This window comes from Mycobacterium sp. IS-1556, assembly GCF_001499985.1.
Lineage (GTDB): Bacteria > Actinomycetota > Actinomycetes > Mycobacteriales > Mycobacteriaceae > Mycobacterium.
The window spans coordinates 1-1,132 of record NZ_LQIM01000035.1; the positions used below are offsets into that span (position 1 = coordinate 1).

General features: G+C 60.6%; 1 protein-coding gene. It reads right to left on the reverse strand.

Translation table 11 applies throughout. From position 1 onward, the window contains the following. Entirely contained in the window at nucleotides 1–1,086 is a 1,086-nt protein-coding gene (locus AU187_RS18375; RefSeq protein ID WP_059167163.1) for an IS630 family transposase, read from the reverse strand. Between the last annotated feature and the right edge of the window lie 46 nt (nucleotides 1,087–1,132).

Genomic DNA, 1,132 nt, shown 5'->3' on the forward strand with positions numbered 1-1,132 from the left:
CTAGTGTCCTGAGTCATTAATTCTGGTGCAGTAGTTGCCGATGCTGGTGAGGATTTGATCGGCGGTTTTGGTCCAGACGTAGGGGCGTGGGTTGTCGTTCCAGGTGTCGATCCATGCGCGGATGTCGGTGTTGAGCTGGCGCACTGATGTGTGAGTGCCGCGACGTAGTTTCTTGGTGGTCAACTCGGCGAACCAGCGCTCGACCAAGTTCAGCCAAGATGAACTGGTGGGCGTGAAGTGCAAGACGAATCTGGGATGGTTTGTCAGCCAGCGCTTTACCGCGGGTGTCTTGTGCGTTGAGACGTTGTCGAGTACGACATGGCAGTCCAGATCGTCAGGTACCTCGGCGTCGATTTTCTTCAGGAATGCCAGGAACTCGCGGGCGCGGTGACGCGCGTGTAGTGAGCCGATGACCTTGCCGGTGGCCAGATCAAGAGCGGCGTACAGGGTCGATGTGCCGTGGCGCACGTAGTCGTGGCTGGCCCGCGCCGGCGTCCCCGGCAGCATGGGAAACACGGGTTGAGTCCGGTTCAGGGCCTGGATCTGGGTCTTCTCGTCGACGCACAGCACGACGGCTCGTTCGGGAGGATCGAGGTAGAGTCCGACCACGTCGCGCACCTTGTCCACGAACTGAGGATCCTTGGACAACTTCCACGAATCCTGTTTGTGCGGAGTCAATCCGAACGCCCGCCACACTCGCGACACCATCGACTGACTCAATCCCAGGTGCTCGGCCATCGATCGCGTCGACCAGTGGGTGGCATTAGGTGGAGTGGTCTCCAGCGTCGTGGTGATCAGGTCCTTGATCCGCTCGTCGCCAACTACTCGTGGCCGTCCCGGGCGCGGTTCGTCGAGCAGACCGTCGAGACGATCGACGGCAAACCGGTTACGCCACCGCCGCACCGTGGTGATCGCAAGTCCGAGTCGTTGCGATAGCTCGGTATTGGAACCGCCATCAGCTGCGGCCAACACAATTCGTGAGCGCATCGCCAAGTCCCCGGCGCTGCGGCGTCGCCGCGCCCAACCCTCCAACTCTACTCGCTCAGCATCGGTCAACACGATCTCGGCGGCATGGGGAGTCGGCATAACCCAGTCTAACAACTCGACCGGAATTAATGACTCAGGACACTAG